A 14,996-nucleotide genomic window follows, 5' to 3' on the forward strand; every position below is an offset into this window, starting at 1 on the left:
ATTACAATAACGATAGAATCAAGTCTAATTTAAACAAAATGAGCCCGATACAATATCGAGCTCATTATTATCAAAATTAATTATAAATTTGTCTAAACTTTTGGGTGCAGTCTATCAACTGATTAGGCTTTCTTCCTTTTACACCTCATCAATTCAATAAAAATGCCACATTTATTAGCAAAACTTAAAAATGTTCCTATTGCGGTCATTAGCGAGATTTTAGAAAAAGACAAAATCTTTCATGCCGAAAATAATATGTTTCTGGAGCATCTTTGGCAAAATGCCGATGATGAAGACGAAGTGTTTTTTCTTTTTCGAATAAATGATATTGATGAAACCAAAGCGCTGATACATCAACTTCATGCTGATGCTTTGACCCAAGATGCCAATGCAAATCTTCCAATAATGACTTATTTAAAATAACATGCTACAACTTAATAAAGTTCACCACATCGCCATTATTTGTTCTGATTATCAGAAATCAAAAACGTTCTACACAAATATTTTAGGACTAACAATTGTTCAAGAAATTTATCGCGCAGAAAGACAATCGTATAAACTGGATTTGGCTTTAAACGGAAATTACATCATTGAGATTTTTTCGTTTCCAAATCCTCCGCAACGCCCTTCAAAACCTGAAGCGGCAGGATTACGCCATTTAGCCTTTGAAGTGGATGACATTCAATTAACCCGCGATTTTTTAGTCAATAACAATATAAGTTCAGAAGAAATCCGTGTTGATGAACACACTAAAAAACGCTTTTTCTTTATTGCAGATCCAGATGATTTACCGATAGAGTTTTATGAAAAATAAGTCATTTTTGTTTATGAAAAAGTAAAAACAATGTATTAATCGCAAAAGAAAATAGTCCAATCCTTTTTTCAATTCAAATCTGATTTTGTTTCTTTAATTTTGTAATACTCAGACACATTACTTTTTCAAATGAACAATACCGCACAAATTAAAAAGAACTATCAATTCATTAAACTTCAAAAACTTGTTGTTGTATCCATTTTAATTGGTTTTCTTTCTGCTTTTTTGGGTGTTATTTTAAAAAACACAACTGAATATTATGAAGAAATCTTTTTTCACCAAACGATTGTAAATCCAATATTTTTTGTTGTTTTCCCCGTTTTTGGATTGTCAATTATTTATTTTCTTAGGGAGTATTTATTTAAGAAAAAGGAAAACAAAGGCATAAAAGAAGTTTTTGAAAGCACTAATTCCAATTCGAAGAATTTACCAAGCTATAAAATTCCTTCCCATTTCATTAACGGTTTATTGACCGTGGTTTTTGGTGGCTCTACAGGAATAGAAGTTTCAACAGTTGTCGCTTCGGCTACTATTGGTTCTGTTGCACAAAGGAAACAAAATGTATTCCGACAATACAAAACCGAGTTAATCTGTGCGGGAGTTGCGGCCGGAATTACGGCATTATTCAGCAGCCCAATAGCCGGAATTTTATTTTCTCTTGAAGTGATTTCAAAAAAAGTAACTCGAGCGTTTGTACTAACAAACCTGATAGCTGTTTCAATCGCTTTTGGACTCATTTATTTGCTGGACGAAAAACCATTGTTTGCAGTGCACATAACTACTTGGCATTTAAGAGCTATTCCCTACTTTATACTATTGGGAATTATTGCAGGAATAAATTCTGTTTATTTAACCCGTTGTGTGTTATTTTTTAAAGAACAATTTTCGAAAATAAAAGTACCCTATTTCAAAATTATCTTCGGGTCTGTGATTTTAAGTATTTCCCTTTTTGTATTCCCTCAGCTTTATGGCGAAGGACATCATGCTATTAAAACTATTTTTATCAATCCAAATGGAATAGTACTTTCACTTTCATTAGTACTAACTTTCATTGGAATTTTAGTTTTGAAACCCATTGTTACTTCAGTTACGCTAGCCTCAGGAGGAGATGGTGGCGTTTTTGCTCCAAGCTTGTTTATTGGTGCTTTTTTAGGACTTTTAGTTGCTTTAGTTTTAAACAGATATTTTAATGCAAATGTAATACCGCTAAACTTCATCATAATAGGAATGGCAGCCGTTTTGAGTGCCAGTATTCATGCACCTTTCACAGCACTATTTCTGGTTTGCGGATTAACCAATGATTATACGTTGTTTCTTCCAATTCTAGTGGTTTGTTTGATTTCAAAATATACGGCTAAAATGATTTATCCGTTCACTGTTTACTCCTATTCCCCAAGTTTAGTAAAATAATTACCTATGCCTGTTCAAAAAATAAAAAGGAGTTATCGCAAAACCAAATACATTCTTTACAAAGAAACTTTAATTGATTTTAAGGAACATTTTTGGGCTTTTCTGGGTTCATTTATCGGCATCGGATTAATCGCTTACATGCAATCTAAAACTTTATTGCATGTAGATGTAGTCTATTTAATTGGGTCTTTTGGAGCTTCAAGCGTACTGGTTTATGGAATTATCCAAAGTCCATTGGCACAACCGCGAAATCTGGTGGGCGGACATATTGTTTCTGCACTTGTAGGCGTTACTGTCGCTAAATTGATACCTGATATTTTATGGATAGCTGCTCCACTGGCCGTTTCGTTATCTATCGTTTTAATGCAAATGACAAAAACGCTTCATCCTCCGGGTGGTGCTACTGCTTTGATTGCCATCATTGGCACACCAAAAATTAAAAATCTTGGCTATTGGTATGTACTTTATCCGGTTTTGACTGGCGTACTAATTCTATTGGTTGTCGCTCTAATTTTCAACAATATGACGCCAGACAGATCTTATCCAAATCATAAGAAGTACAATATCATTAGAAAAAAACTCGTTGGTAAGATTAAAAAAAGTATCTCTTAACATACACCCAAAACAAAGCACAATTAGCACATTTATTTTATACAAAAATCTAAATACTCATAGAATAAATGACAATCAATCACTTATTTCCTTTGAAAGTCATACACAAAAATCTTATCAACAAATCGAAAATCTAAAATCTAAATCTAAAAATTAAATTTTACCTTTGAGCTTTCAATAAAAACAAAGATTATGGTTTATAAATTTAGAGTGATTCTAGACGCGGAAGAAGATGTTTTTAGAGACATTGCAATACTTGAAGACGATACTTTAGAAGATTTGCACAATGCAATTTTCAATTCCTTCGGATTTGACGGAATGGAAGTGGCTTCGTTTTATACTTGCGATGAAACTTGGAATCAAGAAGATGAAATTTCACTTTTTGATACCGGTGATATTCCAGGGGAGCAAAAAATCATGAGCGATTACCAATTGTCAGATATTTTAGATAAGGAAAATACTAAAATCATCTATGTTTATGATTTCATCAATATGTGGACATTCCTTGTAGAACTGGCTGCAATAGAAGATCAACTGGCTGGAAATACCTATCCGGAAACTATTTTTTCTCATGGTGAAATGCCAGATGAAGCGATGGAAAAAAACTTTGAATCAGATAATGCCGATGACTACAATGATGAATTTGAAGACGGATTAGACGACGATGATTTGGATATGTTTGAAGGAGACGATAGTTTTGAAGATTTTGGATTTGAGGAAAACTGGAATTAAAGCATTATACAATTAAGAATCAAGAGCCAAGATAAAAGACCTTTTTGCTGTCTTTCATCTTGGTTCTTTTATCTAAAAAAATAAAAATATGATCAATTTATATAATACACACATCGAAAATTTATCAATTCACAGAGTTGGTAATAAAAGTAGAAATGAAGCGATTTTTTTATCAGAGCAACCTTTTAATCTGAATGATGAGATAGTGCCATTGATGAAAGAATTTTTCTTTAAACCATTTAGAGAAAAAGAAGAGAACTATTTTCAGTTTGCCCATGAAATTGATTTGGATTACAATGACATGTTCAAATTTGCAACAGAAATTTTTGAGAATCCAAATACGATTCATGAAGTTTCTCAAAAAATCACAAAACATTTATTTGAGCAATCTAATCATCCTCACATCAAGAATGGTGAAGTATATGTTACCTATTTAACCAACGTAAGCATTGATAATAATGTCGTGGATGCGATTGGAATTTTCAAAAGTGAGATTCAAGCTGACTTTTTACAATTTGAAGAGAAAGAAACTCACTTAGAAATGATTTTGCAACAAGGTGTGAGTTTGAATAAATTAGATAAAGGGTGTTTAATCTTCAATTATAAGAAAGAAGAAGGTTATAAAATCTTGACGGTAGACAGCAACCGCTATGATGCCAGATATTGGTTAGAGCATTTCTTATCCGTTGATGCCTTTGAAGATGAAAACTTTATCACTAAAAAGTATTTGAAATTCTGTCAGAACTTTGCTAAAGATGTTGTTTTCCCTGCTGAGGACAAGAAAGAAGAAGTGATGTTCATGAACCGTTCTGTAAACTATTTTGCAAAAAATGATCAGTTCGAGGAAACAAATTTCTTAAACGAAGTTTTAGACAATCCAGACTTAATTCCTGAGTTTAAAAACTATAAAGTAGACAAAGGAGAAAAATACAGTATTGAAGATGTTACGTCATTTCCTATTGCAAATGCAGCAGTTTCTGATGCCAGAAAATCAATCAAGAACGTGATTAATTTGGATACACACATCCAAATTAAAATGGACTTCATCAATCCTGAAAGTGCTGAGAAATTTGTAGAAAAAGGCTGGGACGAAGAAAAACAAATGTATTACTACTTAGTTTATTTCAATAAAGAAGAAAAAAGCTAGTTTATAATTTTTACTTCTAAATTTTTAATCCTCAACTACTTAAGTAGTTGAGGATTTTTTTTTTTTAAAATTCATTTTTTATAAGAATTTTATTGTTTTTATTAACTTAAAGTGTATTTCATCGATTTTATTTGATATTTAATCGATTATTAATTAAGTTTAATCCCCTTTAATCCCCAAATCTAAATAACCAAATAGTATGAGTACAACCGAAATCAAAGAAAAATTTCTCAGTAAAAAAATTCTGTGCTCGCTATTTGGTCATAAAATAATTACAACCCGAAATGTCACAAATCATTTCAAAGAATTTAAATGCACTGTTTGTGAACTCGAATTAACTAACGATGAGAAAGGTCGAAAAACGTTTCTTACACCTGAACTAAAAGAAATAAATGAAACCCTCATAGGTTTCTACAATAAAAGAATTCATTCAGTCTAAAATTAATCCCAAAATTTATTACAATTCATTTGATTACCAAAACAACCAATTATTACTTTTTATTCTTGAAAAAAATATACTTACAAGAATAAAGATTCAATTATGTCTAACGTTACAAAAAAACAAAACCATGCTAATTCTTCTATTAATAAAATCAATACTGATATTGAGACAGAAAAACAATCAAAAAAAACTGCTTAGATACAATAGCATTTCTATTAGATAATTTCAAAAAAACACACTCACATTTTGTAACACAAAACATTTGATTTTCTAAATTAAAATCAAAGTAATTCTTTAGAAAAAAGAACCGGAAATTTGTCAATCCAATTTCGTTTATTAGTAATTTTGTATTCTAAATAAACTTCAGATGGATTATCATTTGTTTAAAGAAAGCCCGTTCAAAACTCTAATTTCGTTCCATAAACTCATTGAAGCTTTAGAGAAAATCGCAGTCACTAATGTCGATTACCGCTCAAATTATGCCAAAGCTTTATTGAAAGAAATAGAACCTTTCCCTGAATTCAAAACAGGAATCGAGGATTTGAATTTAATTCCTGAAAACGAAACTCTGATAAACTATTTATTAGCTGATCTTTTCCCTACCGCGCTGACTCAAAACGAAATTAAAGCGGCTACCATTCCTTTTCAGAACTTTACGTTCAATTACTCCGAAAGATTCAAAAAAATACTTCAAAATGCCGGAAGAACATTTGATATGACAATCAGGGATTTTGATCAAAATCAATTCTACATTATGAATTGCATTTTGATTTTGAATACCTTTTATAATCAACATTTTGATTTCAACAGACCTTTATTTTACGATATCCCAGATGCAAATGGCATCATGAAGCATTATAGAATTTTATATAATGCTGATTTTATGGAAATCATCCCTACTGATAAATCGATAACATTATCTGCTGAAGATATTGATTTATTGATGGACAATTATGATAATATCGATTTGTGGAAAGAAAAATTCCCTTCTGAAAGCTGGATTTTAGAAGGCTTTGGTATCGTATCACTATTTGATGCATCTATTGAAAGTGCAATCTCAAATTTGAAAAGCAGTCTTTTAAAATCAGAAAAACATCAGACGGATAGTAGTAATGATTTTGAAACTATTTTTCGTTCTATTTTTAAAGTTTCAGATTTGAAAGTTGGTTTTATCATTTACAATGAAGAAGATGAAAAGTTTGTTAAGCCTCCCTATGATGATAAAAAAATAGACAGTTTTATTCTACACGACATGCAAGAAGTCGATTGTAAAAATGCACTTTTTGGTTGCTCATTGGAAAATATTTTGGAACAAAATAAACCGTTTGTAATTTCAAATGTTGAAAAATTTGCCAAAACATCAGAAAATGAAAAACTGGGAGAACATTTTTTAAAACTCAATATTCAAAGCTGTATTCTTGCTCCGGTGATAAAAAACGGTAAACTTTTGGGCATCATAGAATTAGTTTCGGGAAAACCAAGAGAACTTAACAGCATTAATGTAAACAATCTGGATTTGATTTTACCATACGTGGTAGACACATTAGAGCGTTACAAAAATGATATGCAACACCAAATAGAAGCTATCATTCAAAGAGAATATACAGCCATACACCCAAGTGTTTATTGGAAATTCAGAAGAGAAGCGCTTAAATATTTTCAGACTAATAATCCAAATAAAGACTATATTTTCAAGGAAATCGTGTTTAAGGAAGTATACCCTTTGTATGGTCAAATAGACATTAAAGGTTCATCTAATCATAGAAATGAAACGGTAAAAGAAGATTTAAAAAATCAACTGGGTGCTCTTATAAAAATCTTTGAAAATCAAAATTCAAATACTAATTTGGTTTTATTGGAACAACGAAAATTTGAATTGCAATCATTTTACAATCAACTGGAATTCCCTTTAAAAGCGGATACTGAACAACAAATTCAACTTTACATAGAAAAAGAAATTCATCCTATTTTAAGGAATACAAAAACTAATGCGCTAGGTGAAACGCTGGAGCAAAATTACTTTGAAAGTCTAGATGAAAAAACAGGCATGTTTTACCATTCGAGAAAGAAATTTGACAATGCCATGTCTATTGTCAATAAAAAATTAGCTTCTATTCTGGATAAAAAACAAGTTGAAGCACAAAATATTTTTCCGCATTATTATGAGCGTTTCAAAACCGATGGTGTGGAACACAATCTTTATATAGGTTCATCAATTACGCCAAGCAAAGATTTTGATAGTATGTATCTTCATAATTTGAGATTATGGCAATTGCAAACCTTGTGCGAAATGGAGCTGGAACACCATCAACTCAAATCTACTTTGCCTTATGAACTTGATGTAACTTCGTTGATTTTAGTGTTTAGTTCTGCTATTTCTATCCGATTTAGAATGGATGAAAAACGTTTTGATGTTGACGGTACCTACAATGCCCGTTACGAAGTAGTAAAAAAACGTATTGACAAAGCCAATATCAAAGGAAGCAAAGAGAGAATTACCGAAAAAGAAAAAATTACAATTGTCTATTCCCATAATAATGAGGAAACAGAATATTTGAATTATATCAAATTTCTACAATTTAAAAAAGTATTGGAACCAACCATCGAACAATTTGAAGTGGAAGAATTACAAGGCGTTTCGGGTCTAAGAGCAATCAGGGTAAAAGTGATTAATGATATTAAAGAACAAACGCCCAAAAACTTTTCTTACCAAGATTTACTGGATGAATTGAATTAAGTACCAACCATTTTAAACGCAATTACAAAAGCAATTACCGAGATTATAATTCCTATCATGAAAAAATTATAGGCAACTCTTAATAAACGGTATTTTTTCTCGAGAACTAATCCCAGAAAATATAAATCCTTAATCATGGAGTTATAAAGGTATTCCCTATCTTTCATCATTTCGTTCATAGCCCATTGGTATTCATCCAAAGGCATTTTATAGAAGTTTCCAAAGAATAGTAAATTCACTTTTTTATTTTCAATATCTTGTCGTGTAAAAACTCCTTTCGTCACTTTTGGTCGTGTGGAAAGTATGGCGAAAATAATAGTAATAACACTGGAAATCAGCATGATGAAAGTAGGAACCATCAGATGAACATTTTTTGGACTGTCTAATTTTGGAATCAACGTAGAAAGCGCTATCGAAATAATAATAGCATTTACAGAGAGTAAAATATTGGCTTTACTGTCAGCAATTCCGCTTAAACTGGTATGATTATTCAATGTTACCCTAAATAAAGTATCAACCGCTCGTTCCGGTTTTTCTTCTTTTTCTCTTTTTTTATATTCTTTATCTGGTTCGTTATTCGTTTTCAAGTTCATTTTTTTTATTTTTTTCTGAAGACGTTTTATGTTTTTCTCCTTTAAAGGTTGCCAATTTTCAATGGCATAATCCGTATAAAACCGATGAATATTAGCTAAAAAATTGAAGTTCTCTACAGCCCAATCTTTATCAGTAAAAGATTTTCCTTCTATATTTCTCCATTCGTTTCTTAACCCTTCACAGCTAAAAATATAATCATCACTCAAAATATGGAAATAATCGGCATCTTTTATTATTCTTTCAAAAAGGGTTTTGGGAACATACTCCTTTTCGGTGGCTTTGATTAATCCTGCCACTTTCTCAATATAGTCCGCAGATTTTCCGTTTTTTGTTAAAAAATCAGAAGCTATTACAATGCTTGAATCTTCATGATTACTGCAACCCGTTATATATCCTGTGTCATGAAACCAAGCGGCAACAACTAAAACCTCTTTATCATAAGTAGTTATACCTTCACTATCAGCAAGTGTAACAACAGCATTAACTACATCACGGGTGTGATTAAAATTATGGTAAGTATATGAATGAGAAAGTTTATCTTTGAGTAATTTACTAACAAAATTTTCTACTTGTTCAATAAGGTTCATACAGGAATTTTTACACTACTAAAATATGAAATTGTTTTCGGATAATCGTTTTATAACTTCAAATAAAGCAGTTTTTATATTATTTGCTTCGGGATTCATTTTTCAATCGTGTGCAACACATCACGCACAATTTGGTAAAAAAATCAAAAATCCGGTACTACAAAACGGAACAGATAGCTCAAAAATTGCACATACTTTTTATTTAATTGGTGATGCAGGAAATGCCAATGAAGAAAAAGCACAACAAACAATGGGTTTACTGGAAGATCGATTAAAAAAAGCAAACAATAATACAACTCTTTTATTTCTTGGCGATAATATTTATCCAAAAGGATTACCCAATACGGATCATACAAATGAGCGAATTATTGCTGAAACCAAATTAAAAAATCAACTTCAATTATCTAAAGACTTTAAGGGTAAAACTATTTTTATTCCCGGAAATCACGATTGGTACAGCGGAATAAAAGGTCTGGAACGCCAAGCAAAATTTGTAACGGAATATTTAAACGATAAAAAATCATTTTTGCCCAGAAAAGGCTGTGGGATTGATGATGTAGAAATCAATAAAAACCTAACTTTGATTACTATCGACAGTCAATGGTTTCTGGAAGACTGGGATAACAGCCCCACTATAAACGATGATTGCACTATAAAATCAAGAGAAGCTTTTTTTAATGAGTTAGAAGATATTCTGAATAAAAATCAGGAGAAAACAATAATTCTGGCGTTACATCATCCACTAATGAGTAATGGAACACACGGTGGCCAGTTTTCATTGGAAAAACAACTATTCCCATTAGAACAAAAAATTCCGCTTCCTGTGTTAGGTTCCGTTATCAACTTTGTCCGAAAAACATCTGGAATAAGCCCGCAAGACATTCAAAACAAAGACTATACTGTTTTCATAAAACGCATAAAAACACTATTGCAGAGTCAGGATAATGTTATTGTAGTTTCTGGTCACGACCATAATTTACAATACATTGAAAAAGACAATATCAAACAAATTATAAGTGGTGCCGGATCAAAATCAGAGGCTGCAAAAGCCGTTTATCCAAATGATTTTTCTTATGGTGGAAATGGGTATGCCGCATTAAGCATTTATGAAAATGGAGCTGCAAAAGTTTCTTTTTACGGGAAGGAAAACAACAAAGAAAAACTGATTTTCGAACAATTTATAGTGGCTAAAAAAGATGATTTCAGCACCAAAAATTTTCCTACTTCATTTGCTAAAACTACCTCTGCTACCATCTATTCAGAAAAACAAACAGATAAAAATGCATTTTATAGATTCCTTTTCGGAAAGCATTATCGAAAGTATTACAGCTTACCAATAGAAGTAAAAACAACAACGATTGACACTCTTTTTGGTGGTTTAAAACCAAAACGTGCCGGTGGCGGACATCAATCAAGATCTTTGCAAATTGTTGACAAAAACGGAAAAGAATATGTAATGCGCGCCTTGAAAAAAAGCGCTTCTCGTTTTCTGCAATCGGTAGCATTTAAAGACCAATTTATCGAAAATGAATTTGAAGATACGTATGCCGAGAATTTTTTACTTGATTTCTATACCACTTCACATCCTTACCTGCCTTTTGCTGTTGGGAATTTAGCCGAAAAAATTGGTGTCGCACATTCAAATCCTGTTTTGTATTATATTCCTAAACATAAAGCTTTAAAAGATTTCAATGCAAATTTTGGTGATGAATTGTATATGGTGGAAGAGCGTCCTACTGACAGTCAAATAGACGTAAAAAGCTTTGGGAACCTTACAGCAATAATCAGTACAGAAGATGTATTGAAGAACCTTCATAAAGATGAAAAATATGTCATTGATGAAGAGGAATATATTAAAGCACGATTATTTGATATGCTCATTGGAGATTGGGACAGACATGAAGATCAATGGCGTTGGGGAGAATATAAAGTGGGCAAAAAAATAATTTATAAACCCATTCCTAGAGATCGTGATCAGGCATTTACAAAATATGATGGAGCATTGCTTACTCTTTTGATGAATATGCCGTCATTGCGCCACATGCAAACCTTTAATGAAAAAATTAAAAATGTAAAATGGCTAAATCGTGAACCTTATCCATTGGATCTTGCTTTTCTAAAAACTGCCAATGAAAACGATTGGTTACAACAAGCCAAATACATACAGGAAAACCTTACGGATAGTGCTATAGAAAATGCCTTTGATAATTTGCCAAGAGAAGTTCAGGACGAAACTATAGCAGACATAAAACGTAAATTAAAAATACGAAAAACAGAATTACAGCGCTATGCATCTGACTATTATAGAGTGCTGCAAAAAACAGTTTTAATTGTTGGTACCGATAAAAAAGACAAATTTATAATTCGCCAGACTGCAAAAAATAAGATTGATATTGAAGTGTATCGTTTAAAAAATGAAGGAGATGAATTGCTGTACACAAAAGATTTTGTTGCTGCAAACACAAAAAATATTTGGATTTATGGATTGGATGATGATGATATTTTTGAAGTAAAAGGAAACGCTAAATCAGACATAAATATTCGATTAATTGGAGGACAAAACGAAGATTCCTATACTGTAGAAAATGGAAAAAAGGTAAAAATTCATGATTTTAAATCAAAAACGAATACCTACGCTTTAGATTCAAAAACCAGAGTTCTTTTGTCAGATGATTATGAAGCCAGTCTTTATGATTATGAAAAGCCCAAATACAATGCTTTTTCAGGATTACCAAATATTGGTTTTAATCCTGATGATGGTGTCAAAATAGGTTTTATCACCAACTACACCATCAATAAATTCAATCAAAATCCATACACGCAAAAACACATTTTGAAAGCAAATTACTTTTTTGCCACAGATGGATATGAACTGGTTTACAATGCACATTTCCCAAAATCAATTGGCAAATGGGATTTAGATTTGGGAAGCCAATTCACGAGTCCAAATTTTACAATTAATTATTTTGGCACTGGAAATGAAACCGTAAACAATGATGAAACTTTCGGAATGGATTACAACCGCGTGCGCATCCGAATGCTGAAAGTTCTGCCATCAATCAAAAAAGTGGGTAAATATGGAAGTACAATCCATTTCCAAACTTCCTTTGAGCAAATCAGCGTGGAGGAAACCAATAATCGATTTATAAACATTCCCGGAATCGTAAATCCTGCTATTTTTGACAGTCAACAATTTGCAGGAGCAACACTTAAATACAGTTTCGAAAATTATGACATCCCTTCATTTCCTTCTATCGGAATGGGATTTTCTATAGCTGGAACATGGAAAATGAATTTGAATGATGCAAAAAGAAATTTTCCTTCATTAGAAAGTAAACTGAATTTCAACCATAAAATTGATGCCAATGGCAAAGTAGTTTTGGCGACTATTTTGAAAGGGAAAATGTTGCTAAATAACAATTTCGAATTTTATCAAGCTGCGGTTTTGGGAGGTGATTATGACTTAAGAGGCTTTAGAAACGAACGCTTTTTAGGCAATCAATCCTTCTATCAAAGCAGTGATATCCGATGGAATTTAGGAAAAATCAGAAGAAGCGTTTTGCCTATGACTTACGGAATTCTGGGTGGTTTTGATTATGGAAGAGTTTGGCAAAAAGGCGAAGATTCAGATAAATGGCATCAATCTTTTGGAGGTGGATTATGGCTCAACGGTCTGAATGTAGTTACAGCCAGAATCACCTATTTTAAAACTGCCAATGAGGAAGCCCGAATTGCTTTTGGTTTAGGATTTGGGTTTTAGTTTTTTGACACTTACCTCATAAACATTCCCTCCTATGCTTTTAGATCTTTCATCGGCAATAAAAAGTCTGTCATTATCAATAAAAGAAGCTGCTTCTTTTTGAGAAAAATGGTCTAATTCTAGGATAGTTTTTGTTCCCTTCAGAAAATTATCACCTTCGAAACTTTCGAATAAAAAAACTTTATCATGGGTCAAAACAGCAACTTTGGACTCATCTGGACTTATCGTTGCAGCTGTAATTGCACAATGATTGTAGTTGTCACAGGTTTTGAATTCCCCCATTAAAACCGCCTGATGAAAACCTGCCGTATTGGGGATTTTGTATAAAAAAGCGGTTCCGTCAAAACCTTTGCTTCGATTTTTGGTGAAGAGATAGAAATTATTTTTAAACTCAAAAAAACCTTCTACATCATAGAACATTTCTGTTTTTTTAGGAGGAAAATCTTTTTGTTCCGGATACGCAAATGAAACTTTGTAAGCCGGAATTGCACTTTCAGTAGCTAAAGAATTTTTATCGATTTTATAAATACTCAAATCCTTTCTTTCATTGTCATTGTTTCCAAAATCTCCAATATATAGATTTCCGTCTTTGTCTTTTGTAATATCTTCCCAATCGATATTCTCTGTGTTTTCGATGGTTATCGTTTTTTCAATTTTGCCGTTTTTAAAATTCAGTCCATAAATTTCATTCGCATTGCCGCTGTCTTCAAGTGACCAAAGCAAATTACTTGATGTCAAATAAGTAATTCCCGAAACTTCTTTTAGCTTTTTAGGCAGCGAATAAACTGTTGTCAAAGCACCTGAATCTTGTTGACAAGACAGAAAAGTAAAAACAGATAAGATGAAAATATAGTTTCTCATAGTTGAATTCATGTAAATTATAAATTTATAAAAAGACTAAAATTCCGTTTTAAATAAATTTGTGTTTTTAAAGTTTCTCGTAATAAATTCAAAAGCAGCACTCATGATATTACCCATAGATTTTGCTTTTTTAAAATTCAAATCATTCGTGTAACGGTACAATTCTAACTGCAATTGCTTCAAATGTTCCTCTGGAGCAATAACATCATTTCCCATAATTTGCAATAATCTTTTGATACGATTCTCGGCAGAATGAATTCTTTTGGCAAGAACCGCTCTTTCTTCATCTTTGTATTGCTCGATTGAACTGTTTTGAAGTTTGTCCTTAACTAATTTTACCATTGGATAATTTTCTTTGAAAAATTGAGGTCGGTAGACTTTAAAATTCCCTTCATAACACTGCTGGTCAAAATCGATGGCACGTATTTTATAAACTACGTGGTCAAAATCGTGTGTAGGAACAATTACATAATTATAGGAGCGCATATCTCCCAATAATCGTATCATACAACGCTCGTTGAATTTTACAAACTCTTTTGCAATTTGTGATTTTTCAGTTTCGGTACAATATGCCAAAAGTGTTTTTATAAAAACATCTCCAGGAATTCCCATGATATGCTCCTCTATTAAAGTGTCGTTGTACACTAAAAAATTTATTTTATCCGGAGATAAAATATGCTCTAATTCAAGTCCGTAAATACGGGAAGCATCTGCTTTCTTGACATAAAAATGAGTGTAATTGTCATTCAGAATATTTCGGACTTTTATACGAAATGGCTTCGAGTTTCCAAAAGTGCAGTAGTCAATTGAATCCACATTCAAAAATTTAATAATCCCCAAATTACCATCAGAATGGAGCAAGGAATAGATTTTTTTTAGATTCAAATCAATTTCTTGTCTTTCAAATTCATTATAGTACACTCGAATCCATAAAGTATCCTCCTCGTTTTTATCATAAACGTTCACAGATCCTGAAAAACGCAATAAGTCATCGTAAAAAATAGAAACTTTTGATAAACGGTCAAAACGCTCCAAGTATTCCAAAAGTGATTTATTTATGGGATACGATGGTTTTTTAAAAAGCATTACTGGCTCACTACTCATTTGAAAAATAATTTATTACAAAATTACAATAAATTAAGCCGTTGAAGGGTATTCCTTTTTAAATATGTGTTTTCAAACTACTTAGTAATCAGAAATGAAAAAGGATTTCGAATACCATTTTGATTTTCTGTTTTAAAACCAAAATATTTTTATCTGATAAGACCTAAAAAAGAGTAAAAATTCAAAAATAAATCGC

12 protein-coding genes are annotated in these 14,996 nt (G+C 31.9%); 9 read left to right on the forward strand and 3 right to left on the reverse strand.

All coding sequences use genetic code 11. From position 1 onward, the window contains the following. The first annotated feature begins 162 nt into the window (after positions 1-162). From QLS31_RS14150 to QLS31_RS14185, 8 genes are all read left to right on the forward strand, one after another. Positions 163-423, forward strand: coding sequence for a hypothetical protein (locus tag QLS31_RS14150; protein ID WP_282744395.1), 261 nt, complete (start codon positions 163-165; stop codon positions 421-423). Position 424: 1 nt separating this feature from the next. After that, positions 425-814, forward strand: a complete 390-nt coding sequence (locus QLS31_RS14155; protein ID WP_282712164.1) for a VOC family protein — start codon at positions 425-427, stop codon at positions 812-814. A gap of 129 nt (positions 815-943) precedes the next feature. Beyond that, a complete protein-coding gene (locus QLS31_RS14160) occupies positions 944-2,224 on the forward strand; it encodes a chloride channel protein (protein WP_282744396.1) in 1,281 nt (426 codons plus the stop codon). A 6-nt stretch (positions 2,225-2,230) separates the two neighbouring features. Next, positions 2,231-2,836 (forward strand): HPP family protein, encoded by a 606-nt coding sequence (locus QLS31_RS14165; RefSeq protein ID WP_282744397.1) that lies wholly within the window; start codon positions 2,231-2,233, stop codon positions 2,834-2,836. A 192-nt stretch (positions 2,837-3,028) separates the two neighbouring features. Beyond that, positions 3,029-3,568 carry a hypothetical protein gene (locus QLS31_RS14170; protein WP_099715901.1) on the forward strand — a complete coding sequence of 180 codons (540 nt, stop codon included), beginning with the start codon at positions 3,029-3,031 and terminating at the stop codon, positions 3,566-3,568. Between the two features lie 88 nt (positions 3,569-3,656). After that, positions 3,657-4,715 carry a nucleoid-associated protein gene (locus tag QLS31_RS14175; RefSeq protein ID WP_099715902.1) on the forward strand — a complete coding sequence of 353 codons (1,059 nt, stop codon included), beginning with the start codon at positions 3,657-3,659 and terminating at the stop codon, positions 4,713-4,715. Positions 4,716-4,914: 199 nt separating this feature from the next. Further along, the gene (locus QLS31_RS14180; RefSeq protein ID WP_099715903.1) at positions 4,915-5,154 is read left to right on the forward strand and encodes a DUF1660 family phage protein; all 240 of its coding nucleotides are present in this window, start codon (positions 4,915-4,917) and stop codon (positions 5,152-5,154) included. Positions 5,155-5,524: 370 nt separating this feature from the next. Beyond that, on the forward strand, positions 5,525-7,894 hold the full coding sequence (locus QLS31_RS14185) for a GAF domain-containing protein (RefSeq protein ID WP_282744398.1): 2,370 nt from the start codon (positions 5,525-5,527) through the stop codon (positions 7,892-7,894). Here the strand turns inward: QLS31_RS14185 and QLS31_RS14190 are convergent. Beyond that, positions 7,891-9,075, reverse strand: a complete 1,185-nt coding sequence (locus tag QLS31_RS14190; RefSeq protein WP_282712172.1) for a Pycsar system effector family protein — start codon at positions 9,073-9,075, stop codon at positions 7,891-7,893. The genes QLS31_RS14185 and QLS31_RS14190 overlap by 4 nt on opposite strands. A 25-nt stretch (positions 9,076-9,100) precedes the next feature. Here QLS31_RS14190 and QLS31_RS14195 point away from each other — a divergent pair, with 25 nt between their 5' ends. Next, positions 9,101-12,835 (forward strand): metallophosphoesterase, encoded by a 3,735-nt coding sequence (locus QLS31_RS14195; protein ID WP_282744399.1) that lies wholly within the window; start codon positions 9,101-9,103, stop codon positions 12,833-12,835. On the opposite strand, the gene QLS31_RS14200 is transcribed toward QLS31_RS14195, so the two are convergent. Next, positions 12,818-13,696: a hypothetical protein gene (locus QLS31_RS14200; RefSeq protein ID WP_282744400.1), complete on the reverse strand. Its 879-nt coding sequence runs from the start codon at positions 13,694-13,696 to the stop codon at positions 12,818-12,820. The two genes, QLS31_RS14195 and QLS31_RS14200, sit on opposite strands and share 18 nt — an antisense overlap. A 36-nt stretch (positions 13,697-13,732) precedes the next feature. After that, on the reverse strand, positions 13,733-14,800 hold the full coding sequence (locus tag QLS31_RS14205; RefSeq protein ID WP_282744401.1) for a hypothetical protein: 1,068 nt from the start codon (positions 14,798-14,800) through the stop codon (positions 13,733-13,735). Between the last annotated feature and the right edge of the window lie 196 nt (positions 14,801-14,996).

This window comes from Flavobacterium sp. XS2P24 (assembly GCF_030010285.1).
Classification (GTDB): domain Bacteria; phylum Bacteroidota; class Bacteroidia; order Flavobacteriales; family Flavobacteriaceae; genus Flavobacterium; species Flavobacterium algoritolerans.

Bases quoted from the DNA above. Each gene is read 5' to 3' on its own strand.
- QLS31_RS14170 (WP_099715901.1), top strand. From the start codon at position 3,029: ATGGTTTATAAATTTAGAGTGATTCTAGACGCGGAAGAAGATGTTTTT.
- QLS31_RS14165 (WP_282744397.1), top strand. From the start codon at position 2,231: ATGCCTGTTCAAAAAATAAAAAGGAGTTATCGCAAAACCAAATACATT.
- QLS31_RS14190 (WP_282712172.1), bottom strand. From the start codon at position 9,075: ATGAACCTTATTGAACAAGTAGAAAATTTTGTTAGTAAATTACTCAAA.
- QLS31_RS14155 (WP_282712164.1), top strand. From the start codon at position 425: ATGCTACAACTTAATAAAGTTCACCACATCGCCATTATTTGTTCTGAT.
- QLS31_RS14185 (WP_282744398.1), top strand. From the start codon at position 5,525: ATGGATTATCATTTGTTTAAAGAAAGCCCGTTCAAAACTCTAATTTCG.
- QLS31_RS14150 (WP_282744395.1), top strand. From the start codon at position 163: ATGCCACATTTATTAGCAAAACTTAAAAATGTTCCTATTGCGGTCATT.
- QLS31_RS14195 (WP_282744399.1), top strand. From the start codon at position 9,101: ATGAAATTGTTTTCGGATAATCGTTTTATAACTTCAAATAAAGCAGTT.
- QLS31_RS14175 (WP_099715902.1), top strand. From the start codon at position 3,657: ATGATCAATTTATATAATACACACATCGAAAATTTATCAATTCACAGA.
- QLS31_RS14205 (WP_282744401.1), bottom strand. From the start codon at position 14,800: ATGAGTAGTGAGCCAGTAATGCTTTTTAAAAAACCATCGTATCCCATA.
- QLS31_RS14180 (WP_099715903.1), top strand. From the start codon at position 4,915: ATGAGTACAACCGAAATCAAAGAAAAATTTCTCAGTAAAAAAATTCTG.
- QLS31_RS14200 (WP_282744400.1), bottom strand. From the start codon at position 13,696: ATGAGAAACTATATTTTCATCTTATCTGTTTTTACTTTTCTGTCTTGT.
- QLS31_RS14160 (WP_282744396.1), top strand. From the start codon at position 944: ATGAACAATACCGCACAAATTAAAAAGAACTATCAATTCATTAAACTT.